Source organism: Ramlibacter agri, assembly GCF_012927085.1.
GTDB lineage: Bacteria > Pseudomonadota > Gammaproteobacteria > Burkholderiales > Burkholderiaceae_C > Ramlibacter > Ramlibacter agri.
In genome coordinates this window covers 2362572-2387670 of sequence record NZ_JABBFX010000001.1, presented here as the reverse complement: position 1 = coordinate 2387670, position 25099 = coordinate 2362572, and the positions used below count along the sequence as shown (strand labels likewise).

Here is a 25099-nt window from a genome sequence, read left to right as displayed (position 1 = left end):
CTTTCTTGCCTTGGGCTTCAGGGATTCCTGAATGAAGAACGCCACCTTCCGGCAGTTGCGTGTCTTCACCGAGGTGGCCCGCCACCTCAGCTTTGCCAAGGCCGCACGGGCGCTGCACCTGACGCCGCCCGCCGTGACCATGCAGGTCAAGGAGCTGGAAGCGCAGATCGGCCTGCCCCTTTTCGAGCGCAGCGGCCGCGAGGTGTCGCTGACCACGCCCGGCGAGCTGATGCTGGTCTACGCGCGCAAGCTGCTGGCCACGCTGAAGGACGCGGAGGATGCGGCGGCACGGCTGCAGCGCGCCGAGGTGGGCACGCTCACCATCGGCATGGTGAGCACCGCCATGTACTTCCTGCCGCGGCTGCTGGCCGAATTCCGGCGCGAGCATCCGCACGTGGCGATCAAGCTGGCCGAGGGCAACCGCGAGAAGCTGGTGCAGATGCTGCAGGCCAACGAGGTGGACCTGGCCGTGATGGGCCGGCCGCCGCGCGAGCTGGCCACGCGCGCCGAGCCCTTCGCTGCGCACCCGCACGTGTTCGTCGCCGCGCCTTCGCATCCGCTGGCGCGCGTGGAAGCGCCCATCGACGTCGAATCGCTGCGGCCGCAGGACTTCATCGTGCGCGAGGAAGGCTCAGGCACCCGCGCCGCGATGGAGAAGTTCTTTGCCGACGCCCGCCTGGAGCCGCGCGTGCTGATGGAGATGGGCAGCAACGAGACCATCAAGCAGGCCGTGATGGCCGGCATGGGCGTGAGCTTCCTGTCGCTGCACACGCTGGAGCTGGAGCTGGAGAAGGGGCTGCTGGTGGTGCTGAACGTCCAAGGCGCGCCGGTGCTGCGTACCTGGCACGTGGTGCATACCCTATCGAAGGTGCTGTCCCCGGCGGCGGAGGCTTTCCGCTACTTCGTGCTGGAGAACGGGGAGGCGCATCTGGCGGCGCACTTCGGGGAGTATCTGGAGTTGAGGCAGGGGCAGGAAAGGTAGGGCAACTCACGCAGCCTGTGCGTGGAACTTCAGGCCAAGAGCTCGGGCCACTTTGAGAATCGTTGCAAAGCTGGGGTTGCCGTTCTCGCTGAGCGCCTTGTAGAGGCTTTCCCGGCTGAGGCCCGCGTCCCGTGCGACCTGGCTCATGCCCTTGGCGCGAGCGATGTCTCCAAGGGCTCGTGCAATTCCCGCGGCGTCCTCGGGAGCTTCTTCGAGCCACGCGTCCAGGTACGCCGCCATTTCTTCCGGTGTCCGAAGTTGTTCAGCGACGTCGTATGCGACCGTCTTGGTCCACGGCGCCGCGGGTTCCTTCGCCTTTACTGCCTTGGCCATAGCTACTCCAGCGGTGAACCAGCCTGTCCACTCGCACCTGAATCCGCGCGCGGCCGGCTCGATCCTTCAGAGAGTTGATCCAGTCGCGATAGACCTCGGTCATCTCCACGCGCATGCGCAAATCGTATCCCATGGGATACATGGACGTCAAGCTGGGGCGCTGGGGGAGTTCCGATTGAAGATGAAGACGGCAAGCCGCCTGCCGTCAATGCCCGCTCAACCTCGCCAGGAGCGTCTGCCGCACCTGATCGATGTGATGCTCCATCGCCCTGCGCGCCGCCTCGCCGTCGCCACTCGCCAACGCATCGACGATCGCCCGATGCTCCTCCATCACCACCTTGCGCCGCCCCGGCATGCGGCCGAAGCGGAACATCGCGGTACGCGTGCGCAAGGTCGCAATCATTTCCTCCAGCACCGGGTTGCCGGCAGCCGCCGCGATCACCCTGTGCAAGTCCTCGTCTTCGCCAGCCGCCTCGGGCAGAGGTGCGGTCTCGGGGAGTGACAGCACGGCGTCGATCCGCGAGCGAAGGACATCGAGCTCCTCCCGCGGCACCTTGCCGGCCGCCAGCCGCGCGGCCTCGCCTTCGAGCAGCCGCCGCACATGGAGGATGTGCATGTACTCCTCGATCGGCAGGGCGCGCACGACCAGCGCGCCGCTTTGCTGGCGATGCAGCAGGCGCTGGCCTTCCAGCCGCCGAACCGCCTCGCGCAGCGGCGTGCGCGAGATGCCCAGTTGCAACGCGATCTGACGCTCCGTGACCACCTCGTTGGGCCCGAGCTGGCCGCTCAGGATCATGCCCATGAGGCTGCGGTGGGCGTGTTCCGACAAGGACACGTCCGGGGGCGGCGGTGGAGCGGTTTTGCGGGCACGGGTAGCCATCCGCCCGAGTATCTCACTCCGGATAAGAACAAGGAGAAGACCAGTGGTATACCACTTGCACGCCGAATGCATGTCGTGCCAGAATGCGCCGGCCAAACAGGGGAAACTACATGCCTCCACCCATCACCGGCACGGTCAACGTGCTGGTTCCCACCGGCGCGCTGGGCGCCGGCATCCAGGAAGCCGACGTGCTGGCCGGCCTCGCCGACGCGCACGCCATCGCCTGCGACGCGGGCTCCACCGACAGCGGCCCGGCCTACCTCGCCACCGGCCGCTGCAAGTACTCGCGCGCCGCGGTCAAGACCGACTTCGCCGTGCTGCTGCGGGCGCAGGCCAAGGCCCGCATCCCGCTGCTGATCGGCTCCTGCGGCACCTCGGGCAGCGACGCCGCGCTGGACTGGATGCGCGACGTCGCGCTGGAGGTCTGCGCCGAGCAAGGCCTCAGCCCGCGCATCGCCCTGCTCTATTCGGAGCAGGCGCCGCAACTGGTGGCCCAGCGTGCGCGCCAGGGCCGCGTGAAGCCGCTGCCGCCGATGCGCGACGCCGACCCCGCCCTCTTCGAGCAGTGCGACCACATCGTGGCGCTGATGGGGCCGGAGCCCTATGTCGCGGCGCTGGAAGCCGGCGCCGACATCGTCCTGGGTGGCCGCACCACGGACACCGCGGTGCTCGCGGCCGTGCCGCTGATGCGCGGCATGGGCGCCGGCGCGGCCTGGCATGCCGGCAAGACCGCCGAATGCGGCGGCCTGTGCGCCGTCAGCCCGCGCGAAGGCGGCGTGATGGTGCGCGTGGGCCGCGACGACTTCGTGGTCGAACCGCTGCGCGCCAGCAACCGCTGCACGCCCTACACGATCTCGTCGCATATGCTGTACGAGAACAGCGACCCGTTCCAGCTGCACGAGCCGGGCGGCGTGCTCGATGTGACCCAGGCGCGCTACGAAGCCATCGACGAGCGCCGCGTTCGCGTCACCGGCTCGCGTTTCGAGGCCAAGCCCTACACGATGAAGCTGGAAGGCGCGTCCGCCGGCCAGTACCAGACCGTCATGCTGGTGGGCATCCAGGACCCGAAGGTGCTGGCCAACCTGCCGCGCTTCCTGGGCCAGATGCACGAGGCGTTGATCCGGCGCGTGAACGAAGCGATGGGTGCTTCGGCCGGCGCTTTCGACATCTCGCTGCGCCCCTACGGCTACAACGCGGTGAGCGGCGAAGTCGATCCGCAGCAACCGCCACCGCGTGAAGTGGGCCTGCTGTTCGTCGCCACCGCGGCGACGCAGGAACTGGCCACGCAGATCGCCAAGACCTGCAACCCGTGGTTCTTCCACATGCCGCTGGACCGCGAGGCGGAGCTCCCGAGCTACGCCTTCCCGTTCTCGCCGGCGGAGATCGAGCGCGGCGCCGTGTACGAATTCCACCTGAACCACGTCGTGCAGGTGGAACATCCGCTGGAACTGGTGCGCACGGTGTTCGTGCAGGGAGGAAGCCATGCGTCTCGCTGAGGCCTGCCGCTACGTGCGGTCCAAGAACGCCGGGCCCTTCTGGATCACCGTCGACCTGTTCTTCCCGGACCGCGCGGCCTACGACCGCTATGTCGACGCAGCCGCGCTGCAGCCGGAACGCATCGCGGCGCTGTTCGGCATCGCCGCGGAAGAAGTCAAGCGCTTCCCGGTGCCGGAGCTGCAGGTGCTGAAGATCTCGTACCCGCGCCAGCGGCCGCAGGGCGGCGCGCTGGAACGCGACATGCATGGCGGGCAGCAATACGTGCGCCTGCTGGACCTGGAAGTCTGAAAGCAAGAAGCAAGGAGACAAGCATGAACCCTCCCATCACGCGCCGCGCCCTGCTGTGCGCCGGTGCCGCCCTGCCCTTCGCCGGCGTCGCCCACGCGCAGTCCGCCTGGCCCGACAAGACCATCCGCATCCTGGTCGGCACGCCGCCCGGCGACTCGTCGGACGCCAGCGTCCGACGCCTGGCGGATCGCCTGTCCGCCATCCTCGGCAAGCCCATCATCGTCGACAACCGGCCGGGTGCGCATGGCGCCATCGTCGGTGAACTGGCGAAGAACGCGCCCAAGGACGGCTACACGCTGCTGTATTCCTCGGGCGGGCAGATGGCGATCAACCCCTCGCTTTACAGCAAGCTGCCGTACGATCCGCTGAAGGACTTCACCGGCGTCGCGCAGATCAACACCGGCTTCCTGTACCTGGCCGTCAACAACGACCTGCCGGTGCGCAACGTGAAGGAGCTGGTGGCCTACGTCAAGGAAAAGGGCGGCGCCCTGAGCTACGGCTCCGGCGGCAGCGGCACCACGCAGCACCTCACCATGGAGATGCTGAAGAAGCGCACCGGCATGGACATCAAGCACGTGCCTTACCGCGGCTCGCCCATGGTGCTGCAGGACCTGATCGGCGGCCAGATCGCCTGCGCCTTCGATGCGGGAGCGTCCATCCTGCCGCAGGCGCGCAACGGCAAGGTGCGCCTGCTGGGCGTCACCAGCCCCACGCGGCTGGCGTCCACGCCGGACCTGCCCACCTTCCAGGAGCAGGGCATCCCCGACTTCGAGGCCCGCGTGTGGTCCGGCCTGTTCGCGCCGGCCGGCGTGCCGAAGGAGGTGGTCGCGCGCCTGAACGAAGCCATCAACCAGATCCTGAAGACGCCCGACTACCAGGCCTTCCTGCGCGCCAGCGGCAGCGAGCCGGCCGGCGGCAGCGCGGACGGCTTCAACAAGTTCCTCGCCGCGGAGATCGCCAAGTGGGCGGTCGTGGTGAAGGACTCCGGCGCGCAGATCGATTGAACGCCGCTTCGTACGACGACGGGCTGACGCGCGCGGAGCCTGCGAGCCGTGGCGGCATCGCGGACTTCCTGGGCGATGCGCGCCGGCTGGGCGTGGAGCTGCATGGCTTCATGGCCTGGCAGGGTTCGGCCGTGGTGGCCGAAGGCTGGTGGCACCCGTACGGCCCGCAGCGGCCGCACATGATGCATTCGGCGACCAAGAGCTTCCTCTCCGCGGCGGTGGGGCTGGCCGTGCACGAACGGCGCTTCGCGCTGGAGGACCGCGTCGTCTCCTTCTTTCCAGCGCACCTGCCGCACGGCATCGGCGAGAACCTGGCGCTCATGACGGTGGAAGACCTGCTGACGCAGACCAGCGGCCATGCACAGGGCGCGTCCGGCTCGGTATGGCGCGGCATCCGCAGCAGCTGGATCGCCGAGTTCTTCAAGATCCCCGTGGTCCATGCGCCGGGCAGCTTCTTCCGCTACACCAGCGCGACGAGCTTCCTGCTGTCGGCGATCCTGACGCGGACGACGGGCATGACGGCGCACGACTACTTGCGGCCGCGGCTGCTGGAGCCGCTGGGGATCCATGACCTCGCCTGGGACGTCGGGCCGGAGAACATCAACCCCGGCGGCAACGGCATCAGCTGCAAGCTGGCGGGCCTGTTGAAGCTGGCGGTGCTGCACCTGCAAGGCGGTGCATGGAACGGGGCGCAGCTGCTGCCACGCGACTGGGTGCGCCGCGCCACCACGCCGCAGCGTGGCAACGCGCATGGCTACCACTGGTGGATGGGGCCGCGCGGGAGCTTCTATGCCTACGGCGTGTTCGGGCAGTTCGCCATTGCGTTCCCCGAGCAGGACGCGGTGGTCGCGGTGAATGCCGCTACGCCGCCGGGCGAGGAGACCTTGCGTTCCTTGTTGTGGTCGCATTTCCCGGCAGCCTTGCAGGCGGGCGAAGAACTGTCCACCCTCACGCTCCTGCCGGACTTGCCGGCTGGCAGTTCGCCGCTGGCGCAGTCCCGGCGCTTCGAAGCCGAACCCAACGAGGATGGCATCCGCTCGCTGCACCTGCGCTTCGAGCCGGGGCGCTGCGTGCTGGAAGTGAGCGATGCACGTGGCGACCACGCGATCACGATGGGCCTGGGCGAGTGGATCGAAGGCGACACCACGATGAGCGGGGCGCCGCTGCACCACGGCTACGAGCCGGCGTCGATGCGGGTGCTGGCGCGCGCCGGCTGGCGCGACGAGCGCACGCTGGAGATGCAGTGGCAGTTCGTGGAGACGGCGTTCCGGGATACGGTGGTGTTGCACTTCGAGTCGCCGCAGGAAGTGCGCATGGAGCGCAGCGTGAACGTGAATTCGGGTTCGCTTCGGCGGCCCACCGTCCGCGGCATCGCGCCGCGCTGACAAGCTGGGGGGCGCTCCTCGCGCAACCCAGCCTACGTGCGAGCAGCCCGCGTCGTCTTCTTCGCGGCTATCGCCGCATCCAGCATCACCGCCGCCGTCGCCCGCGCAACCTTCGCCGCCTCGGTGTCGCCATCCATCTGCGCCGCCACCGCCGCGCCGTCGTACAGCAGCACCAGCTGGCGCACCAGCGGCGCCGGATCCGGGACGCCCGCTTCACCCGCGAGCCGCGTGAACAGCCCGCGGACCCAGCCGCGATAGGTGTCGCACACCGGCTGCGTGCGCTCGTTGGCCGGCAGCTCCGCGCTGGCCTTCAGGAAGGCACAACCGCGGAAGCCCGGGGTGGACAGCAGCTCCGCCATCGAGTCGAACACCGCCAGCAGCTTGTCGCGCGCTGACGCGTGCTTCGCCATGCGCGCCTCCACGCGCGTGATCCGCAGCTGGTGGCGGCCCTCGAGATAGGCACGCACCAGTTCGTCCTTGCTGCCGAAGGTGCTGTAAAGCGAAGCCTTGGCCACGCCGGCGTGCTCCAGCACGCGGTCGATTCCGACGTTGTTGATGCCCTCCCGGTAGAAGAGCTCGTCGGCCGAGGCCAGCAGGCGCTCGCGCACGGGCCGGCGCTCGGCCGGCGCGTCGGGCTGGGGCGCCAGGTCGGCGGTGGAGGAAACGGACGAACGGCGGTTCATGGGTTTGACATTAACAGACAGGTCTGTATAGTGCAACACCAGACAGACCAGTCTGTTTGGAGAAAGTTCCCCATGACCTGCGCTTCCGTCCCCCTGCCCGCCGCGGCCCGCCCCAGGAGCTACGAGCTGCCCGCCCGCTGGTGGCTGCCCTTGCTCGGCTCCGTCACCGTCTCCTTCCTCGCCGGCTCCAGCGCCCCGACACCGCTGTACCCGGTCTACCAGGGGCTGTGGCATTTCTCCGCCGCCACCGTGACGGCAGTGTTTGCTTCCTATGTCGTCGTGCTGCTGGCGGCGCTGCTGGTGTTCGGCCGCGTCAGCGACTACGTCGGCCGCAAGCCGGTGATCCTGGCCGCGCTGCTGCTGCAGCTGGTCGCGATGGCGCTGTTCGCCACGGCCGGCGGCGTGGCCATGCTGTTCGCCGGCCGCATCCTGCAAGGGCTGGGCACCGGCGCGGCGCTGGCCGCCATCGGCGCCGCCATGCTGGACGTCGACAAGCAGCGCGGCACCATCGCCAACGCCGTCGCGCCCGGGCTGGGCACCGGCTTCGGCGCGGTCCTGTCCGGCCTGCTGGTGCACTTCCTGCCCGCGCCCACGCTGCTCGTCTACGCCGTGCTGGCGCTGCTCTATGTGCTGCAGATCGCCGGCATCGCGCTGCTGCCCGAACCCGGCCAGCGCCGCCCCGGCGTGTGGTCCGCGCTGCGCCCGCAGCTAGCCCTGCCTGCCAGCGCCCGTGGCGCGCTGCGCGGCGCCAGCCCCATGCTCGTCGCGGGCTGGGCGCTCGCCGGCTTCTTCGCTTCGCTCGGGCCGGCGCTCGTGCATCGCGTGTTCGGCTTCGACGCCTCGCTGGGCGGTGGCCTCACGCTGTTCGTGATGGCGGGCAGCGCCGCGGCCACGGTGCTCGTGCTGCGCAACGCCGAGGCGGACCGCCTGTTGCGCATCGGCGCCATCGCGCTGGCCGCCGGTAGCGCCGGCGTGCTGGTCTCCGTCGAAGCGCACAGCGTCGCCGGCTTCCTGTTCTTCGCCGTGCTGTCCGGCATCGGTTTCGGCGCCGGCTTCCAGGGCGGCATGCGCAGCACGCTCGCCGCAGCCGCTCCCGCCGAACGCGCCGGCCTGCTGGCGGTGGTGTTCCTGATCGCCTATGTTGCCATGGGCCTGCCAGCGCTGCTCGCGGGCTTTGCCGTGGTGCAAACCGGCAACCTCGTCGCCACCGGCCTCGCCTTCGGCGGCGCCGTGCTGGCCCTCTCGCTGCTGGCCCTGCGCCTGCGCGCTCCCGCTTTCCGCCAAGGATGAACATCATGCGTATCGCCGACTCCGTCGTCTTCGTCACCGGCGCCAACCGCGGCCTCGGTCTCGCCTTCGCCCAGGCCGCGCTCGCGCGCGGTGCGCGCAAGGTCTATGCAGCGGTGCGCGACCCGTTGCGACTCGCCGTGCCCGGGCTGGTACCGATCCGGCTGGACGTGACGCGGCCGGACGAAGTGGCCGCCGCCGCGCGGGAAGCGCGCGACGTCACCTTGCTGGTCAACAACGCCGGCGTCGCGCGGTTCGGCGGCTTCCTCGCCGCCGATGCCGAGGCCTCCGTGCGCGACCAGCTCGAGGTCAACTTCTTCGGCATGCTGCGCACCGCGCAGGCCTTCGCACCGGTGCTGGCCGCCAACGGCGGCGGCGCCATGCTCAACGTGCTGTCCATCGCCAGCTGGATCAACCGGCCGCAGCTGGGCGCATATGGCGCGACCAAGAGCGCGGCCTGGGCCTTGACCAACGGCCTGCGGCACGAGCTGCGCGCGCAGGGCACGCAAGTGACCGGCCTGCACATGGGCTTCGTCGATACCGACCTCGCGCGCGACGTGCCGGGGCCGAAGACGCGGCCGGAGGACATCGTGCGGATCGCCTTCGATGGCCTCGAAGCGGGCGCCGACGAAGTGCTCGGCGACGAGCGCACGCAGGCGGTCAAGGCCAGCCTGGCGAGCGCGACGGCCGCGTACCTGCAGGCCTGATCCTCGTTTGGTGCGCAGCGAAGCTGCGCACCCTACAGAAGGCGGGAACGACGAGGGTCAGCCGCCCAGCGCGATGATCGCCGCCGTCAGCACGCAACCGAGCACCACCATCCCCAGCCCCGTTTTCCAGCCGCCGCTGCCGGTGTGGCGGCCCAGCGCGAGGCCGCAGATGAACAGCATGACCATCGTCAGTACGCGCGAGACCAGCAAGGCCGGCGGCGTGGCCTCGATCAGGATGAAGGGCAGCGCCACGGGGAAGGTGCCCAGGACCACCAGGATAAAGATCGCCACCGCGCCGCGATAGTCGCGCCCCGTGAGCGCCGGCTTCTCCGGCAGCTGCTGCACCTGCGCCAGCCGTGCGCGGATGGCCTCGAGTTCCTTGTCGCTCACCAGCCCGCGCAACACGGCGGACAGCTCCGCGCGCAGCAGTTCCACGCCGCGCGCCGGATCGCGCTCGTCCCGCACCGCGCCCGCCAGCGTGATGCGGCGCCCGCGGTTCGTCAGCGTGCGCACCAGGAACATCACCGCATCGGCAAGGCCCCAGGCCAGGTTGCAGCCGAGCGCGGTCCAGAACAGCACCTTGTGCGGGTTCTGGCTGGTCGGCGCGCTGGTCGCGGCGGAAACGGCGCCCACGAAGGTGAGCGCCATGAAGAGGCCGAAGCAGAGTTCGGAGACCCGATCGACGGGATCGAGTACGGGCTCACGCGCGTCTCCGGCCTCGTGTTGCTGGAGTTCCAGGGCGGTCATGCTCGGCATTGTCGGCCGCGCACCCGCCGCGGGCATTGCCCCTTGCCCGGGGACTAGGCCAGCGAGTACCAGGCGATGCCGGCGTCCACGCGCTTCTTCACCTCGCCGCGCTCCATCAGGTAGTTGAGGCAGGCGATGGCCTCGCCCGTGGCCATGCCCAGCACCGCGACGTCCGATTCCTTGATGACCGTGCGGAACAGGGCGGGGAACACGTCCACCACGCGCTTCGGCTCGCGCAGCAGCTCGCGCAGCCGCGCCAGCGCGGCGTCCTGGCCTTCGCGCAGCTGCTCGATGCGGAAGTGCAGGCCGTGGAACACGTCGTTGTGCGCGGGCAGCACCAGCACGTCGTCGGGCACGCGCGACTTGATCGTGTCGAAGGACGCGTACCAGTCGCCCATCGGGTTGGCGTCGGGCTCGATGGCGTGCACCGAGACGTTGGATGAGATCTTTGGCAGCACCTGGTCACCCGAGATGAGCACTTTCAACTCCGGGCAGTACAGGCAGGAATGCTCGGGCGAATGGCCGCTGCCGGCTACCACTTCCCACTCGTGCTCGCCGATGCGGAAGCGGTCGTGGTCGCGGATGCGGTGGTAGCTGTCCGGCAAGGCATGGATGCTCTTGCCGAAGTTGCCGAAGCGCGCGCGGTAGCCGTCCACCGCCGCCGCGCTCCAGCCGGCTTCCTGCAGGAACCGGATCGCGTCCGAGGGCGCTTCGCGCCCGGTGTCGCCGACCAGCACGCGGCAGGCCAGGTATTCCAGGCGCGACATCCACAGCCGCACGCCGAACTTGCGCGCCAGCCAGCCGGCCATGCCGATGTGGTCCGGGTGCATGTGGGTGACGATGATGCGCTTGAGCGGCCGGTCCAGCGGCGGCTTCGCCATCAGCGCTTCCCAGGCAACGACGGTCTCTTCGGTGCGCACGCCGGTATCGACCAGCGTCCAGCCGTCGCCGTCCTCCAGCGCCCAGACGTTGATGTGGTCCAGCCGGAAGGGCATGGGCAGGCGGATCCAGTGGACGCCGGGGGCGACGGTGACGAGATGGCCCTTCTCGGGCGCGGCGAGCGGATAGGAAAGCGATGCATGCAGCATGGCCCAAGTGTGCCGGAAGACGCGGCGGCCCGCCCGCCACTGAGCGACACTCGCTGCCATGGCCGTTCCCGCGTACCCCGATCTCGCCCCCCTGCTCGCCCGCCTGGGCGCCCTGTTCGACGCCGCCACCGCCGCCCTGGCCGGCGCCTGCAGCGAGGGCGGCAAGCTCTCGGCCGCGGCGCTCGACCGGCAGCAGGGTGCGTGCTTTGCGCTGGCCTGGGCCCGCGCCGACCTCGAGGCGGCGCGCGCGCTCGCCGCGCCGGACAGCTGGACGCCCTTGCAGCAGGCCTTGGCCGCTGCCTTCGTGGCCGAAGCGATCCCTGCCGTGCTGGCGCGGCTGGAAACGATCCACCTCGACCTCGGTGTGGAACTGCAAGCCTTGCATGCATTGGCGACCGCGCCCGAGCTGGCCGTGCTGCGCCGTGGCGCCGCTTCGTCGCAGGCGCTGGCCTCCCTGGGCGCGCGCGTGATCGCCGGCCCGGCCGAAGCGCTCGCGCTGCCCAGCGCTGACGAAGGCGTGGCGATGGCGCGCGAAGCCTTCGCGCGCTTCGCCAGCGAGGCCGTGGCGCCGCTCGCGCAGCCGATCCACCGCGAAGACCGCGACATTCCGGAAACGCTGCTGCAGCCGCTGCGCGAAATGGGCGTCTTCGGCCTGTCGATCCCGCAGGAGTACGGCGGCAGCGCCAGCGGCGGCGCGCACGACAACGCGCTGATGCTGGCGGTGACCGAGGTGCTGTCCGAAGCTTCGCTGGGCGCAGCCGGCAGCTTGATCACGCGGCCCGAGATCCTGGCGCGTGCGCTGCTCGCCGGCGGCACGCCGGAGCAGCAGCAGCAATGGCTGCCGCGCATCGCCAGCGGCGAGCAGCTGTGCGCGATCTCCATCACCGAGCCGGACCACGGCTCCGACGTCGCCGGCCTCACCTTGTCCGCGACGCCGGTGCAAGGCGGCTGGCGGCTGCAGGGCGCGAAAACCTGGTGCACCTTCGCCGGCAAGGCGCAGCTGCTGATGGTGGTGGCGCGCACCGACCGCGACCGCCGTCTCGGCCATCGGGGCCTCAGCGTTTTCCTGGTGGAGAAGCCGGCCTTCGACGGCCACGAGTTCCATTGCGAATCGCCCGGCGGCGGCACGCTGACGGGCCGCGCGATCCCGACCCTGGGTTATCGCGGCATGCATTCCTTCGACCTCGCCTTCGACGATTTCTTCGTGCCGGCCGCCAGCCTGGTCGGCGGCGAAGCGGGCCTGGGCAAGGGCTTCTACTTCACGATGGCCGGCATGACCGGCGGCCGGCTGCAGACCGCGGGCCGCGCGTGCGGCGTGATGCGCGCCGCCATCAGCGCCGCCGCCGCGTATGCGCGCGACCGCCGCGTGTTCGGCGCGCCGCTGGCGAGCTATCCGCTCACCGAGATCAAGCTCGCGCACATGGCCGCGCGCTATCTCGCCTGCCGCGAGCTCGCCGAAACCACGGCGCGTGCCGGCGACGGCGCGACGCTGTCGCTCGATGCCAGCCTGGCCAAGCTGCTGGCCTGCCGCTCGGCGGAGCTGCTGACGCGCGAGGCGCAGCAGCTGCACGGTGGCCTCGGCTACGCGGAGGAAGCGCTTGTGAGCCGGCTCTTCGTCGACGCGCGCGTGCTCTCCATCTTCGAAGGCGCGGAAGAGACGCTGGCGCTGAAGGTCATCGCCCGCGGGCTGCTGGAAGGAGCGGCCGCATGACCTACCCGCTGCTGCAAGGGCTGCGCGTCGTCGAAAGCTCCGCCTTCATCGCCGCGCCGCTGGCCGGCCTGACGCTGGCGCAGTACGGCGCCGACGTGGTCCGCATCGACATGATCGGCGGCGGCCTCGACTATGCGCGCCTGCCGCGCATGCCGCAGGGCCGCAGCCTCTACTGGACCGGCCTCAACAAGGGCAAGCGCTCGGTGGCCGTCGACCTGCGCAAGCCCGAAGGCCGCGAGCTGGTGCAGGCGCTCGTCACCGCGCCGGGCCCGGGCGGCGGCGTGCTGCTCACCAACATCGCCACCGCGTGGCTGGACCACGGCCTGCTGGCGCAGCGCCGGCCCGACCTCGTGAGCTGCATCATCCAGGGCAACGCCGACGGCAGCACCGCGCTGGACTACACCGTCAACAGCGCCGCCGGTTATCCCGCGATCACCGGCGACGGCTCGCCGGACGCGCCGGTCAACCACGCGCTGCCGGCCTGGGACCTGGCCTGCGCGTACCAGGCCGCCTTTGCCGTGCTCGCAGCGGTGATGCAGCGCCGGCACACGGGCCAGGGCGCGCTGCTGAAGATCGCGCTGGCGGACGTCGCCTTCAGCACGCTGTCGCACCTGGGCCTGCTGGCCGAGGCCGAAGTGCTGCAGCAGGACCGCAAGGCGATCGGCAACCACATCTACGGCGCCTTCGGTCGCGACTTCGCCTGCGCCGATGGCCGCCGCTTGATGGTGGCCGCGATCTCGCTGGGGCAATGGGACGCGCTGCTGCGCACCTGCGACGCCTTGCCGGCCGTGACCGAACTCGAAGCCAGCCTGGGCCTGGACTTCCGCGACGAGGCGCAGCGTTACCAGGCCCGCGACGCCATCGCCGCGGTGCTGGAGCCCTGGTTCGCGGCGCGCCCGCGGGCGCAGGCCGAGACCTTGCTGGAGCGCCAGGGCGCGTGCTGGGGCCGCTACAGCACGGTGCGTGAACTGCTGCACGCCGATGCGCGCGTGAGTCCGGCCAACCCGATGTTCGAGACGCTGGACACGCCCGGCGTCGGCGCGCACCTGGCCGCGGGCGCGACGGTGCGCATCGCCGGCGAGCCGCGCCAGCCCACACCGCCCGCGCCGTTGCTGGGCGCGCACACGGACGAAGTGCTCCATGAAGTCCTGGGCCTGGACGGCGGCGCCATCGGGCGCTTGCACGACGCGGGCATCGTGGCCGGGCCGGAGCGAGATCCGACGACTCAGGGTTGACGCTATCCCCCTCGCCGCAGGGGGGCTCGCGCCTGCCCGCGGCCGATACGGTCGACCCATCGAGAAACAATTGGAGACAAGTCGATGGGACTCCCCCTCAAGCGCCGCACGCTGCTGGCGGCCGGCTGCGCCGCGGCCTTCCTGCCCCCCGCCCGCGCCGCCGCCACCGTGCGCATCGGCCAGGTGCTGCCACTCACCGGGCCGCTGGCCAGCGTGGTGAAGCCGGTGGCCGAAGGCCAGAAGGCGCTGCTGAATGCGGTGAATGCGCAAGGCGGCGTCAACGGCGCGGCCATCGAACTCGTCACGCTCGACGACACCACGCGCCCGGACCAGACCGTGGACCTCACCCGCAACCTGCTGGCCGACACCAGCGTGGCCGCGCTCTTCGGCTACGCCTTCGTGCCGGGGCTGGTGAAAGCGATCCCGCTGGTGGACGAGAGGCGCATGCCGCTGATCGGCGTCTACAACGGCGCCGACATCCTGCGCGGCCAGGACCACCCCACGCTGTTCACCACCACGGCCAGCCTGCGCGACGAGATCGCCGCGATGGTGCAGAACCTCGCGACCCTGAACATGTGCAAGCTCGCGGTGGCCTACCAGGACAACGAACTGGGCCGCTTCATGCTGCCGCACGTGCAGGCGGTGGCGGAGGAGCGCAAGGCACAGGTCATCGCCACCGTGCCGCTGAAGCCGGACGGCTCCAACGCGAAGGAGGCCGCGGCCGCCGTGAACCAGGCCGACCCGCAAGGCATCCTGCTGCTGGCGGCCGGCGCGGCGGTGCTGGGCTTCATGCGCGCCCGCACCGCCGACGCGCGCGTACCGGTGTACGCGCTGTCGCTGGCGGGGACGACCTCGCTGGTCGAACAACTCGGGAGCGCCGCGCGCGGCATGGCCTTCACGCAGATCGTGCCTTACCCACTGCGGCAGACGACGCCCCTGTCGCGCCACTTCGGCGCCGCCATGCAGGCCGCGAAGCTGGCGCCGACCTACGACCGCATGTGGGGCTACCTCAACGCCAGCATCCTGGTGGAAGTGCTGCGGCGCACCGGCGGCAAGCCTTCGCCGGCTACCATGCTGGCGGCCGTGGAGAAGATGAGCGACGTCGACATCGGCGGCTACCGCGTGAACTACGGGCCGCAGAAGCGGCACGGCTCCAGCTTCGTCGAGATCACGATGGTCGATGGGAGCGGGAAGTTCGTGCGCTGACCGGCTGGCTCAGCGCCCATTGCGAGAACAGCAGCTGGTTGCCTTCGCGATCCAGCAGGCTGAACTCCCAGGCGCCCCAGGGCATCAGCTGCGGCCGGTCTTCCATCAGCGCGCTGCGGGCCACCCGCGCCAGCGCGCCGTAGACCCGGAACACGCAGGCGCTGGGGCCGTCCAGCGGCACGCGGCAGCGCATGGGCTCGCCCTGTGCGCTGCGCTGCCACAGCTGCAGCCGCACGGCGCCATGCTGGATGAGGGCGACCACGCCGCGCACTTCCTGCAGCACGCGAAAGCGCAGCACGTCGCGATAGTGGGGCAGCAGCAGCGACAGGTTCGCTGCCGCCACGACGGGAATGGGAAGGACCGGCACGGCAACAAGCTCCCAGCACGGAGTGGCATCGTTCGCTTGCTGCTGCTCCGGAGGGCCGGCTGCCGTGGCTTGCTGGTGTTCCGATTATATGAGAACGATTCTCATCTAGCCGCAATTCCCCTCTCAGGCGCGCGTCATCGCCCGCGAGAGTTCGGTCTGCGGCAGGTTCGCGCCGGCCCCGCGCAAAGTCTCCACCAACTGGCGCGTATCGAGGTCGTTGGCCGGCTGGCCGGTGGCGATGGACTGCGCCGCCGCTGTGCCCACGGCCTGGCCCATCATGTAGGCCGCCGACTGCGCGCGGATCGAGCCGTGCACCTTGGTGTCGCTCGAATGGCAGCGGCCCGCCACCCACAGGTTCTCGGAGCCGCGCGGCACCAGGATGCTGTAGGGGATGCCCACATACTCGCCGCGGCCCAGGTTGTCCTTGCCGTGGAAGTCCTTCATGAAACGCTCGAATTCGGCCTTGCTGGTGTCGGTGGGATGCACGTCGGTGGGCCGGTTGTAGACCGCCACCTGGTCCGGGAACTGGCGCTTGGCGCGGAAGTCGTCTATCCCAAGCTCGAACTCGCCGACGATGCGGCGCGAGTCGCGCACGCCCATCACGGGTGCCGTCGTCTGCAGCTCCAGGTCGGCGCAACCCGGCACGTACCGGCGATAGAACTCGGTGTACTCCTGCGCCAGCTTGCGCCCCAGCACCATGCCGTCGGACAGGGACCGGATCGACAATGGATTCAGGTTGAACACGTGGCCCGCGTTGAGCGTCGCCGTGCGCGCGCCGACCTTGTTCATGCCGGGGAAGAAGCGGTCCTCCTGCGTGAAGAAGCCATCGTCGATCGCTTTCGGCACCAGTTCGTTCTTGACCCGGTTCTTCACGGCGTCGATGCCGCGCCAATCGTCGCCGTAAGCCGGGTCGTCCCAGTCCATGCCGGCGACCAGCGAGCACAGCGTGCTGGGCGAGACGGTCTCGGTGTCGCGCAGCACCACCTTGCATTCGGCGCCGGCCAGTGCGGCCAGCGCTGCATCGCCCGTCGCATCGACGAAAGCCCTGGCCGGCACGTAGCGCAGGCCCTCGACGTTGCTCAGGACCACGCCGTTGACGCGCTTGCCGGTGACGTCGGCCTCGACGACGCGGGTGAAGAAGCGCACCTCCACGCCGGCCTGCACCACGAAGTCGTCCAGGATGCGCTTCAGGTGCTCCGGCTGGAACGGCACCCAGCGATTGAGCTGCGCATGCAGGAAGTCGGGCACGACGTGCGGGCCGAAGGCCTTCTGCGCCCACATGGTTTCCAGCAACTCCTTCATGAAACCGCCCACCAGCATGCGCGTGCCGTCGGATACCGGGCCGAAGGAGGCCACGAGGCCGCTGGTTCCCATGCCGCCGAGGCAGCCCGTGGCTTCGGCCAGCAGCACTTTCAGGCCAAGGCGCGCCGCGCAGACGGCGGCGGCGGTACCGGCGGGGCCGCCGCCCGCGACCACCAGGTCGTAGGGCGCGTCGGCGGGGATGGTGCGATTGAGCTTGTAGTCGTTCACGATGGTGTTCAGTTCATGCGGTTGCCGAGTGGCTTGGTGACGGCGGCGAAGCGCTTCATCTCGCTCTGGATGAAGGCCTCGAATTCGGCGGGGCCCAGCGGCGCCAGCTCGATGCCCTGGTCGGCCAGCGTCCTGGCCATGTCGGGCGCGCCCAGCACGGCCAGGAGGTCTTCGCTGATCTGCAACACCCGTTCGCGCGGCAAGCCGGCGGGCCCGCAGAAGCCGGCCCAGTTCACGGCTTCGTAGCCAGGCAGCGTCTCGGCGATCGCCGGCCACTGCGGGAACAGCGGGCTGCGCTGAGCGCTGGTCACGCCCAGCACCTTCAGCTGGCCGGCCTTGATGAAGCCCTCGGCCGAACTCACCACCGAGAAGCCCAGCGGCAACTGGCCGCCGATGATGTCGGTGTACATCTTGGCCGCGCCGTTGTAGGGCACGTGCTGCATCTGTATGCCCGCCATGTGGTTCAGCATCTCGCCGGCCAGCTGCGCCGAGGTGCCGATGCCGTTGGAGCCGAAGGCGATCTTGTTGGGCGGCTCCTTCTTCACCAGCGCGATCAGGCTCTTGATGTCGTTGGCCGGAAACTTCGTCGAGGCCACCAGCGCCACCGTGTAGTAGCCGATGCGCGCCAGCGGCTGCAGGTCCTTCACCTCGTAGGGCAGGTCCTTGCGCTGCACGGCGTTGATGCTCAGCGAACTCCCCAGCAGGCCGAAGGTGTAGCCATCGGGCTGCGCATGCACGACGGCCTGCGTGCCAACCACCACGCCGCCGCCAGGACGGTTGTCCATCACCACCGGTTGCTTCCAGCGCGCTTCGAGGCGCTCGCCCAGCATGCGGGCCAGGCGGTCGGCGGCGCCACCGGGTGGCTGCGGCAGCACGATGCGCACGGAACGGGACGGAAAGCCCTGGGCCCGCGCGATGGCGGGGGCCAGCAGCGCCAGCGCCGCGCCCAGCAGCGCGCGGCGGCGGCTGGGTTCCTGGGGGGAATGCATTGCGTGTCTCCTTGCAGGTGATGGGCTTTGGTGAGCCCGTTTTCCCAATGGTGCGGACGGCACGCCGGGCGGTCAAATGAAAAGAATTCGACAGCCCATAACCTCGGGTTAAGCTGCCGCCATGAACCTGCGGCAGATGGAAGTGTTCCGGGCGGTGATGCTCACCGGCGGCGTCGGCGGCGCGGCGGAGTTGCTGCACGTCTCGCAGCCGGCCGTCAGCAAGGTGCTGGCACAGGCGCAGAAGCAGGCGGGCTTCGCGCTGTTCGAACGCGTGAAGGGCCGGCTGGTGCCCACGCCCGAAGGCCAGCACCTGCATGCGGAGATCGAGGCGGTGTGGCGCGGCGTCGAGCGCATCCGCGACGTCTCGCGCCAGCTGGCGGCGCCGCGCACCGGCACGCTGCGCCTGGCCGTGTCGGCCAGCGTGGCGCCGTATCTCGTGCCACGCGCGATCGCGCTGCTGACCGAGGGCTTCCCGGAGCTGAAGAGCCAGACGGAGATCCTGATCGCGCCGATCATGGTCAATGCGCTGCTGGACCACTCGGCCGACCTGGGCGTGGCGATGCAGCCCAACGAGCATCCGAACCTGGTGGCCGTGCAAAGCTACCGCTGCGGCTTCGCCTGCGCAATGCGTGAGGACCATCCGCTGGCGGCGAAACGTGCGCTGAAACCGGCCGACCTGCGCGGCGAGCGGATCATCACCTCGCCGCCGGGCACGCCCTACGGCCAGGCCCTGCGCCGCGCCTACGGGCCCGGCCACGAGTCGCTGCGGCTGGACCTGCAGGTGCGCTCGTCCACGTCGGCCTGCTGGCAGGCGCAAGCCGGCGGCGGCATCGCCGTGGTCGACCGCGCCGCCGTGGCCGGCGAGAGCTTTCGCGGCCTCGCCGTGCGCAGCTTCCAGACCCGCGAGAAGCTGCAGGTGAGCATCCTGCGCAACCGCTACCGGCCGCTGTCGGCCCTGCAGAAGGCCTTCTGCACATCTTTCGACCGGGTGTGGAAAGAGGCGATGGCGGAGTGAGCATCAATCGCGGCCGGTTTTTGCATCAATCGCCGCACCCGTGCCGCCTAGCATGGCAAGCACCATGACCTCCCAGCTTCCCACTCCGCGCCATTGGGGCGCCGTCCTCACTGCCATGGTCACGCCGTTCGCGGCGGATGGCCGCCTCGACCTCGATGCGGCGCGCAAACTGGCGAAATGGCTGGCGGCCCATGGCAGCGACGGGCTGGTCGTGGCGGCGACGACCGGAGAGGCCACGGTGCTCACCGATGACGAGCGGCTGGACCTGGTGCGCGCCGTCTGCGAGGCGGTGACCGTGCCCGTGGTCGCGGGCATGGGCAGCAACGACACGGCGCACAGCATCGAGCTGACCCGGCAGGCGCAAGGCCTGGGCGCGGCCGGCGTGATGGCGGTGAGCCCGTACTACAGCCGGCCGCCGCAGGCCGGCATCGAGGCGCACTATCGCGCCGTCGCGGCGGCGACCCGGCTGCCGGTGATGCTCTACGACGTCCCGCTGCGCACCGGCCGGCGCATCGCGCGCGACGTGCTGCTGCGGCTGTTCCGCGATGTACCCAACATCGTCGCGCTGAAGGACGCCACCGGCGACCCGCCAGCCGCCGCCGCGCTGCTGGCGCAGGCGGACTTCGACCTCTATTCGGGCGACGACGCCTGCACGCTGCCGCTGCTGGCCGTGGGCGCCGTCGGCGTCGTGGGCACGACCACGCATTGGACCGCGTCGCTGTTCGCGCGAATGGTCGAGGCGATGCAGCGCGGCGAGCTCGCGCAGGCGCGCGCGATCAACGCGCAACTGCTGCCGTCGTTCGACTACGTCAACAACGACGATTGCGTCTATCCGATGGCGATCAAGGCCTTGATGCCGGTGCTGAATGTCGACGCGGGTACTTGCCGCCTGCCCTTGCCGGCGGCGCCGGCCGGGACGAAAGAGCGCGCTCGCGTCGTCTGCCGCGAGCTCGGCCTGGTGTAAGGCTCACTCCGTCCAGCGGGTGTGGAACTTCCCCGGCCGATCCACCCGCTGGTAGGTGTGCGCCCCGAAGTAATCCCGCTGCGCCTGCAGCAGGTTCGCCGGCAGCCGCGGCGCGCGGTAGGCGTCGTAGTACGCCAGCGCGCTCATGAAGGCCGGCACCGCCACGCCGTGCAGCGCCGCCGTCGCCACCACCTCGCGCAGGTCCTGCTGGCATTGCGCCATCACGCCCGCGAAGTGCGCATCGACCAGCAGGTTCTGCAAGTCGGGCGCGTGCGCGTAGGCACGGCGGATGTCTTCCAGCAACCGCGCCCGGATGATGCAGCCCGCGCGCCAGACGGCCGCGATGGTGGCGAAAGGCAGGTGCCACTGGTACTCGCGGTCGGCCCCGGCCAGTAGCTGGAAGCCCTGCGCATAGGCGCAGATCTTGGCCGCCAGCAGCGCGTTGTGGATCTTCGCCACGAAGGCTTCGCGCTCCACCGCCGCAAGCTTGCCCGGCCCGCGCAGGATGTCCGCGGCCGCCACGCGCTCGTCCTTCACCGCGCTCACCGTGCGCGCGAACACCGCGTCCGCGATGGTCGGCGCCGTGATGCCCAGCTCCAGCGCGATCTGGCTGGCCCACTTGCCGGTGCCCTTCTGCTCCGCGGTGTCGAGGATCAGGTCCACCAGCGGCTTGCCGCTTTCGCGGTCGGTGTGCGCCAGGATGTCGGCCGTGATGCCGACCAGGTAGCTCGAAAGAGGCCCTTCGTTCCACTGCGCGAACACCGGGCTCATCTCGCCCGGCGTCATGCCCAGCAGCTCCTGCATCAGCCAGAAGGCCTCGCAGATGGTCTGCATGTCGGCGTACTCGATGCCGTTGTGCACGGTCTTGACGAAATGGCCGGCGCCGCCCGGCCCCATCCATTCGCAGCACGGCGCGCCGTCCTCGGCCCGTGCGGCGATCGCCTGCAGCACGGGCTGCACCAGCGGCCAGGCCTGCGGGTCGCCGCCGGGCATGAGGGCCGGGCCATGCAGCGCGCCCTCCTCGCCGCCGCTCACGCCGGTGCCCACGTACAGGATGCCGGTTCCCTGCAGGTCCAGGATGCGCCGCTGCGTGTCGCCGAAGCGCGTGTTGCCGCCATCCATGACGACGTCGCCCGCATAGAGCAGCGGCCGCAGGTCCGCCAGCACGGCGTCGACGGCCGCGCCGGCCGGCACCATCACCAGCAAGCGGCGCGGCAACTTGAGGCAGCCCACCAGTTCGGCCAGCGAACGGGCCGTGAAGGCGCGCTTGCCCGCGGTGCGCTGCGAAAAACTGTCCCGGCGCGTGGCCTCGAGGTCGAAGCCGGCGACGGCGAAGCCGTGGCTCTCCAGGTTGAGGGCAAGGTTCTCGCCCATCACGCCGAGTCCGACGATGCCGATGTCCGCAGTCTGTGAAATGTCCATGGCCGATTGTCCGCCAGCCGCGCCGGCGGCGGGTTGACGCCGGCCAGATATGAAGGTAAACTTCACAGTTCAACTTCGCATGTCGACCAAGTCCAACCACGATCTCGCCGTCGAGCTTCATGACCTCATGAACCGGCTCAAGCGGCGCCTGCGCGAGCATTCCGGCAGCGCCGACCTGCCGCCCTCCCACGTGGCCGTGCTGCGGCGGCTGGAGCGCGAGGGTGCCCAGACCGTGACGGCGCTCGCCCGCGCCGGCGGCGTGCGCTCGCAGAGCATGGGCGCCACCGTGGCCGCGCTGCAGGCGGCGGGCCACATCAGCGGCGCGCCGGACCCGCAGGACGGACGGCAGACGCTGCTGTCCCTGACACCCGCATGCCGCAAGTGGCTGCGCGACACGCGCGCGACGCGCCAGGACTGGCTGCAGCGCGCCATCGAGTCCCAGCTGTCGCCACGCGAACAGCAGGACCTGGCCAAGGCCCTGGCGCTGCTGCAGCGCGTGGTCGAGGCCCAACCGCAGGTGCAGGAGAACTGAATTTGCCCAATGGCACCTTCCGGTCGCTGCGCGGCTTCAACTATCGGGTCTGGTGGGGCGGCGCCCTGGTCTCCAACATCGGCACCTGGATGCAGCGCACGGCGCAGGACTGGATCGTCCTCACCGAGCTGACGCACCACGACGCCGCCGCCGTGGGCATCGTCATGGGCCTGCAGTTCGGCCCGCAGTTCGTGCTGCTGCCCTTCACGGGCTACGTGGCCGACCGCTTCGACAAGCGCAAGCTGCTGATGGCGACGCAATCGGCGCAGGGCCTGCTGGCGCTGGGCCTGGGCCTGCTCACGCTGGCCGGCTGGGTGCACCTGTGGCACGTCTACGTGTTCGCGCTGCTGCTCGGTTGCGTCAGTGCCTTCGATGCGCCGGCGCGCCAGACCTTCGTCAGCCAGCTGGTGGGCGACGAGCACCTGTCCAACGCGGTCGCGCTCAATTCCACGTCCTTCAATGCGGCCCGCATGATCGGGCCGGCCGTGGCCGGGCTGATGATCGCCGGCGTCGGCACCGGCGTGGTGTTCGTCCTCAATGCGCTGTCCTTCGGCGCCGTGCTGTGTTCGCTGCGCATGCTGCGGCCGCACGAGTTCCATGAACGCGCCTCCGGCCCGGCCCGCCGCGGCGGGCTGGTGGACGGCTTCCGCCACGCGTGGGAACAGCCGGACCTGCGCACGGTGCTGGTGATGTTCTTCCTGATCGGCACCTTCGGCATCAATTTCCCGATCTACATCTCCGCCATGTCGGTCTCGGTGTTCCACGTCGGCGCCGGCCAGTTCGGCCTGCTGACGTCGGCGATGGCCATCGGCTCGGTGACGGGCGCGCTGCTGTCCGCGCAGCGCGAGAAACCGCGCATGGCCTGGCTGCTGAGCGGCGCGCTGGCCTTCGGCACGGCGCTGACGGCGGCGGCGGTGATGCCAAGCTACGCTTTGTTCGCCGTGGCGCTGTTCTTCGTCGGCCTGTCCACGCAGACCTTCACCACCACGGCCCACGGCGCAGCCCAGCTCTGGAGCGACCCGTCGCTGCGCGGCCGCGTCATCGCGATCGTGATGGCGGTGTCGGTGGGCGGCACGCCGCTGGGCGCCCCGCTGCTGGGCATGATCGCCAACCACTTCGGCCCGCGCTGGTCGCTGGTGGCGGGCGGAGCGTCGGGCTTCCTGGCGCTGCTGGTGGGCCTGCATGGCCGGGCCCGGTATTCGCGTTTGCAGACGCGTTGAGGCACGCGGCCGTGGCCGGATAATTCCCGGCCATGAGCGCATCGACCCCGGAAATCCTCTGGCAACCGTCCCCTGAGCAGGCCGCCGCCAGCCGCCTGGCTGCCTACCAGCAGTGGCTGCAGCAGAAGCACGGCCTCACCTTCGCCGACTACGAAGCCCTGTGGCAATGGTCGGTGGACCAGCTCGAGGACTTCTGGACCAGCATCTGGAACTTCTTCGACGTGCAGGCCGACGGCAGCCCGCAGCCGGTGCTGGGCGCGCAGCAGATGCCCGGCGCGCAGTGGTTCCCGAACGCGCGGCTGAACTACGCCGAGCACATCTTCCGCAATGCCACGGATACGCGCCCGGCGCTGATCGCCCGCAACGAAGACGGCATCCGTGAAATCTCCTGGGCGCAGCTGCGGCGCGATGTCGGCGCGCTCGCGCACCGGCTGCGCGCACTGGGCGTGCAGGCGGGCGACCGCGTCGCCTCCTACCTGCCGAACCAGGCCGAAACCGTCACGGCCTTCCTCGCCTGCGCCAGCCTCGGCGCCACTTGGTCCAGCTGCGCGCCCGACATGGGACCGACCGTGGTGCTGGACCGCCTGCGCCAGATCGAACCGAAGCTGCTGCTGGCGACCGACAGCTACCGCTACAACGGCAAGGTGCACGACCGCCTCGCCACCGTGCACGAGCTGCTGCGCGAGCTGCCCAGCGTGCGCGCCGTGCTGCACGTGGCCGGCCCGCTGGCGGCGCAGCGCGCGGTCGACTGGCGCGACCGCCTGCCGTGGAGCGAGGCCGTCGCTCAGGAGGCGGAGCTCACGTTCAAGCGGCTGCCCTTCGACCATCCGCTGTGGATCGTCTATTCGTCCGGCACCACCGGCCTGCCCAAGGCCATGGTGCATGGGCACGGCGGCATCGTGATCACGCACCTGAAGACGATGGCGCTGCAGCACGACCTGCGGCCCGGCGACCGCATGCTGTTCCTGGGCGGCACCGGCTGGATCGTGTGGAACCTGCTGGTGGGCGGCCTGCTGGTGGGCGGCACCATCGTGCTGTACGACGGCAACCCGGCCTGGCCCGATGCGCAGGCGATCTGGCGCTTCCTGGACCAGCAGGAGGTGACCTTGTTCGGCTGCGGCGCGGCCTTCCTGATCAACTGCATGAAGGACGGCGTGCGGCCGCGCGACTTCGCGCCCCTGCCCAGGCTACGCGCGATCAACGCCACCGGCTCGCCGCTGCCGGTGGAAGCGTTCAAGTGGGTCTACGACGCAGTGAAGACTGACGTCTGGCTCGCCTCCATCAGCGGCGGCACCGACATCGCTTCCGGCTTCGTCGCCTGCGCGCCGACCTTGCCGACGACCGCCGGCGAGATCCAGTGCCGCGAGCTGGGGGTGGCCGCCTATGCCTACAACGAAGCCGGGCAGCCGGTGATCGATGAAGTGGGCGAGCTGGTGGTGACGAAGCCGATGCCGTCGATGCCGCTGTACTTCTGGAACGATGCCGGCGGCCAGCGCTACCTGGAAAGCTACTTCGACACCTTCCCGGGCCTGTGGCGGCACGGCGACTGGATCCGCTTCACGCCGCGCGGCACGGCCATCATCTACGGCCGCTCGGACAGCACCATCAACCGGTTCGGCATCCGCATGGGCACGGCGGAAATCTACCGCGTGGTGGAGGAACTGCCCGAAGTACGCGACAGCCTGGTGGTGGACCTCGAGTACCTCGGCCGGCCGTCCTACATGGCGCTGTTCGTGGTGTTGCATTCGGGGCTGGTGCTGGACGACGCGCTGAAAAGTCGCATCGCCAACGCCATCCGCACCAAGGCTTCGGCGCGCCACGTGCCGAACGAGGTCTATCGGGTCGCCGAGGTGCCGCGCACGCTGACCGGCAAGAAGATGGAGGTGCCGGTCCGCAAGCTGCTGCTGGGCGCATCGCCGGAGAAGGTGGCGAGCCCGGATGCGATGGCCAATCCGGGCAGCCTGGCCTTCTTCGTCGATCTGGCGAAACAGCTGAATCCATGAACAAAATTCTGCTGGGCAAGGAAT

At 70.0% G+C, this 25099-nt stretch carries 24 protein-coding genes; 15 read left to right on the top strand and 9 right to left on the bottom strand.

The annotated features are described in order from the left end of the window. Positions 1–31: 31 nt before the first annotated feature. A complete protein-coding gene (locus HHL11_RS11530) occupies positions 32–982 on the top strand; it encodes a LysR family transcriptional regulator (protein ID WP_169418516.1) in 951 nt (316 codons plus the stop codon). 6 nt (positions 983–988) lie between these two features. Here the strand turns inward: HHL11_RS11530 and HHL11_RS11525 are convergent, their stop codons facing one another. Together HHL11_RS11525 and HHL11_RS11520 are read right to left on the bottom strand one after the other, a co-directional pair. Continuing rightward, positions 989–1315, bottom strand: coding sequence for an addiction module antidote protein (locus HHL11_RS11525; RefSeq protein WP_169418515.1), 327 nt, complete (start codon positions 1313–1315; stop codon positions 989–991). A gap of 205 nt (positions 1316–1520) precedes the next feature. Next, complete coding sequence (locus tag HHL11_RS11520) at positions 1521–2195, bottom strand: GntR family transcriptional regulator (protein ID WP_281068662.1); 675 nt, start codon at positions 2193–2195, stop codon at positions 1521–1523. A 110-nt stretch (positions 2196–2305) separates the two neighbouring features. On the opposite strand from HHL11_RS11520, the gene HHL11_RS11515 reads away from it, so the two are divergent. Genes HHL11_RS11515 through HHL11_RS11500 form a run of 4 tightly spaced genes read left to right on the top strand, consistent with a single transcriptional unit; the run spans position 2306 to position 6369 of the window. Continuing rightward, complete coding sequence (locus tag HHL11_RS11515) at positions 2306–3691, top strand: acyclic terpene utilization AtuA family protein (RefSeq protein ID WP_169418513.1); 1386 nt, start codon at positions 2306–2308, stop codon at positions 3689–3691. Continuing rightward, positions 3678–3980, top strand: a complete 303-nt coding sequence (locus tag HHL11_RS11510; RefSeq protein WP_169418512.1) for a DUF4387 domain-containing protein — start codon at positions 3678–3680, stop codon at positions 3978–3980. Before HHL11_RS11515 ends, HHL11_RS11510 begins: the two co-directional genes overlap by 14 nt. Positions 3981–4003: 23 nt before the next feature. Continuing rightward, on the top strand, positions 4004–4984 hold the full coding sequence (locus HHL11_RS11505; RefSeq protein WP_169418511.1) for a Bug family tripartite tricarboxylate transporter substrate binding protein: 981 nt from the start codon (positions 4004–4006) through the stop codon (positions 4982–4984). Beyond that, on the top strand, positions 4981–6369 hold the full coding sequence (locus HHL11_RS11500; protein ID WP_169418510.1) for a serine hydrolase domain-containing protein: 1389 nt from the start codon (positions 4981–4983) through the stop codon (positions 6367–6369). Before HHL11_RS11505 ends, HHL11_RS11500 begins: the two co-directional genes overlap by 4 nt. A gap of 32 nt (positions 6370–6401) precedes the next feature. Here the strand turns inward: HHL11_RS11500 and HHL11_RS11495 are convergent, their stop codons facing one another. Then, on the bottom strand, positions 6402–7052 hold the full coding sequence (locus HHL11_RS11495; protein WP_169418509.1) for a TetR/AcrR family transcriptional regulator: 651 nt from the start codon (positions 7050–7052) through the stop codon (positions 6402–6404). 72 nt (positions 7053–7124) lie between these two features. Between HHL11_RS11495 and HHL11_RS11490 the strand changes: the two genes are divergently transcribed. Both HHL11_RS11490 and HHL11_RS11485 read left to right on the top strand, forming a co-directional pair. Beyond that, on the top strand, positions 7125–8342 hold the full coding sequence (locus tag HHL11_RS11490) for an MFS transporter (RefSeq protein WP_169418508.1): 1218 nt from the start codon (positions 7125–7127) through the stop codon (positions 8340–8342). Between the two features lie 5 nt (positions 8343–8347). Beyond that, on the top strand, positions 8348–9046 hold the full coding sequence (locus HHL11_RS11485) for an SDR family oxidoreductase (protein WP_169418507.1): 699 nt from the start codon (positions 8348–8350) through the stop codon (positions 9044–9046). 57 nt (positions 9047–9103) lie between these two features. Here the strand turns inward: HHL11_RS11485 and HHL11_RS11480 are convergent, their stop codons facing one another. Continuing rightward, entirely contained in the window at positions 9104–9793 is a 690-nt protein-coding gene (locus tag HHL11_RS11480; RefSeq protein ID WP_169418506.1) for a VIT1/CCC1 transporter family protein, read from the bottom strand. A gap of 53 nt (positions 9794–9846) precedes the next feature. Continuing rightward, on the bottom strand, positions 9847–10881 hold the full coding sequence (locus tag HHL11_RS11475; protein ID WP_169418505.1) for an MBL fold metallo-hydrolase: 1035 nt from the start codon (positions 10879–10881) through the stop codon (positions 9847–9849). A gap of 58 nt (positions 10882–10939) precedes the next feature. Between HHL11_RS11475 and HHL11_RS11470 the strand changes: the two genes are divergently transcribed. From HHL11_RS11470 to HHL11_RS11460, 3 genes are all read left to right on the top strand, one after another. After that, positions 10940–12592 carry an acyl-CoA dehydrogenase family protein gene (locus tag HHL11_RS11470; RefSeq protein ID WP_169418504.1) on the top strand — a complete coding sequence of 551 codons (1653 nt, stop codon included), beginning with the start codon at positions 10940–10942 and terminating at the stop codon, positions 12590–12592. After that, the gene (locus tag HHL11_RS11465; RefSeq protein ID WP_169418503.1) at positions 12589–13827 is read left to right on the top strand and encodes a CoA transferase; all 1239 of its coding nucleotides are present in this window, start codon (positions 12589–12591) and stop codon (positions 13825–13827) included. The genes HHL11_RS11470 and HHL11_RS11465 overlap by 4 nt, the downstream gene beginning before the upstream one ends. 84 nt (positions 13828–13911) lie before the next feature. Beyond that, positions 13912–15033, top strand: a complete 1122-nt coding sequence (locus HHL11_RS11460) for an ABC transporter substrate-binding protein (protein ID WP_169418502.1) — start codon at positions 13912–13914, stop codon at positions 15031–15033. Here the strand turns inward: HHL11_RS11460 and HHL11_RS11455 are convergent. The 3 genes from HHL11_RS11455 to HHL11_RS11445 all read right to left on the bottom strand — a co-directional run bounded on the left by HHL11_RS11455 (position 14996) and on the right by HHL11_RS11445 (position 17919). Next, complete coding sequence (locus HHL11_RS11455) at positions 14996–15400, bottom strand: VOC family protein (protein ID WP_169418501.1); 405 nt, start codon at positions 15398–15400, stop codon at positions 14996–14998. The genes HHL11_RS11460 and HHL11_RS11455 overlap by 38 nt on opposite strands. A gap of 123 nt (positions 15401–15523) precedes the next feature. Continuing rightward, a complete protein-coding gene (locus HHL11_RS11450) occupies positions 15524–16930 on the bottom strand; it encodes an FAD-dependent oxidoreductase (RefSeq protein WP_342593203.1) in 1407 nt (468 codons plus the stop codon). An 8-nt stretch (positions 16931–16938) separates the two neighbouring features. After that, positions 16939–17919 (bottom strand): tripartite tricarboxylate transporter substrate binding protein, encoded by a 981-nt coding sequence (locus HHL11_RS11445; protein ID WP_169418500.1) that lies wholly within the window; start codon positions 17917–17919, stop codon positions 16939–16941. Positions 17920–18040: 121 nt separating this feature from the next. On the opposite strand from HHL11_RS11445, the gene HHL11_RS11440 reads away from it, so the two are divergent. After that, the gene (locus HHL11_RS11440; RefSeq protein WP_169418499.1) at positions 18041–18934 is read left to right on the top strand and encodes a LysR family transcriptional regulator; all 894 of its coding nucleotides are present in this window, start codon (positions 18041–18043) and stop codon (positions 18932–18934) included. Between the two features lie 64 nt (positions 18935–18998). Continuing rightward, positions 18999–19898 (top strand): 4-hydroxy-tetrahydrodipicolinate synthase, encoded by a 900-nt coding sequence (gene dapA, locus HHL11_RS11435; RefSeq protein WP_205964254.1) that lies wholly within the window; start codon positions 18999–19001, stop codon positions 19896–19898. Positions 19899–19901: 3 nt separating this feature from the next. On the opposite strand, the gene gndA is transcribed toward dapA, so the two are convergent. Beyond that, positions 19902–21320 carry an NADP-dependent phosphogluconate dehydrogenase gene (gene gndA / locus HHL11_RS11430; protein ID WP_205964253.1) on the bottom strand — a complete coding sequence of 473 codons (1419 nt, stop codon included), beginning with the start codon at positions 21318–21320 and terminating at the stop codon, positions 19902–19904. A 79-nt stretch (positions 21321–21399) separates the two neighbouring features. Here gndA and HHL11_RS11425 point away from each other — a divergent pair, with 79 nt between their 5' ends. Genes HHL11_RS11425 through HHL11_RS11415 form a run of 3 tightly spaced genes read left to right on the top strand, consistent with a single transcriptional unit; the run spans position 21400 to position 25075 of the window. Further along, a complete protein-coding gene (locus HHL11_RS11425; protein ID WP_169418498.1) occupies positions 21400–21852 on the top strand; it encodes a MarR family winged helix-turn-helix transcriptional regulator in 453 nt (150 codons plus the stop codon). Between the two features lie 2 nt (positions 21853–21854). Continuing rightward, complete coding sequence (locus HHL11_RS11420; protein ID WP_425355192.1) at positions 21855–23072, top strand: MFS transporter; 1218 nt, start codon at positions 21855–21857, stop codon at positions 23070–23072. A gap of 32 nt (positions 23073–23104) precedes the next feature. Further along, positions 23105–25075 (top strand): acetoacetate--CoA ligase, encoded by a 1971-nt coding sequence (locus HHL11_RS11415; protein WP_169418497.1) that lies wholly within the window; start codon positions 23105–23107, stop codon positions 25073–25075. The last annotated feature ends 24 nt before the right edge of the window (positions 25076–25099 follow it).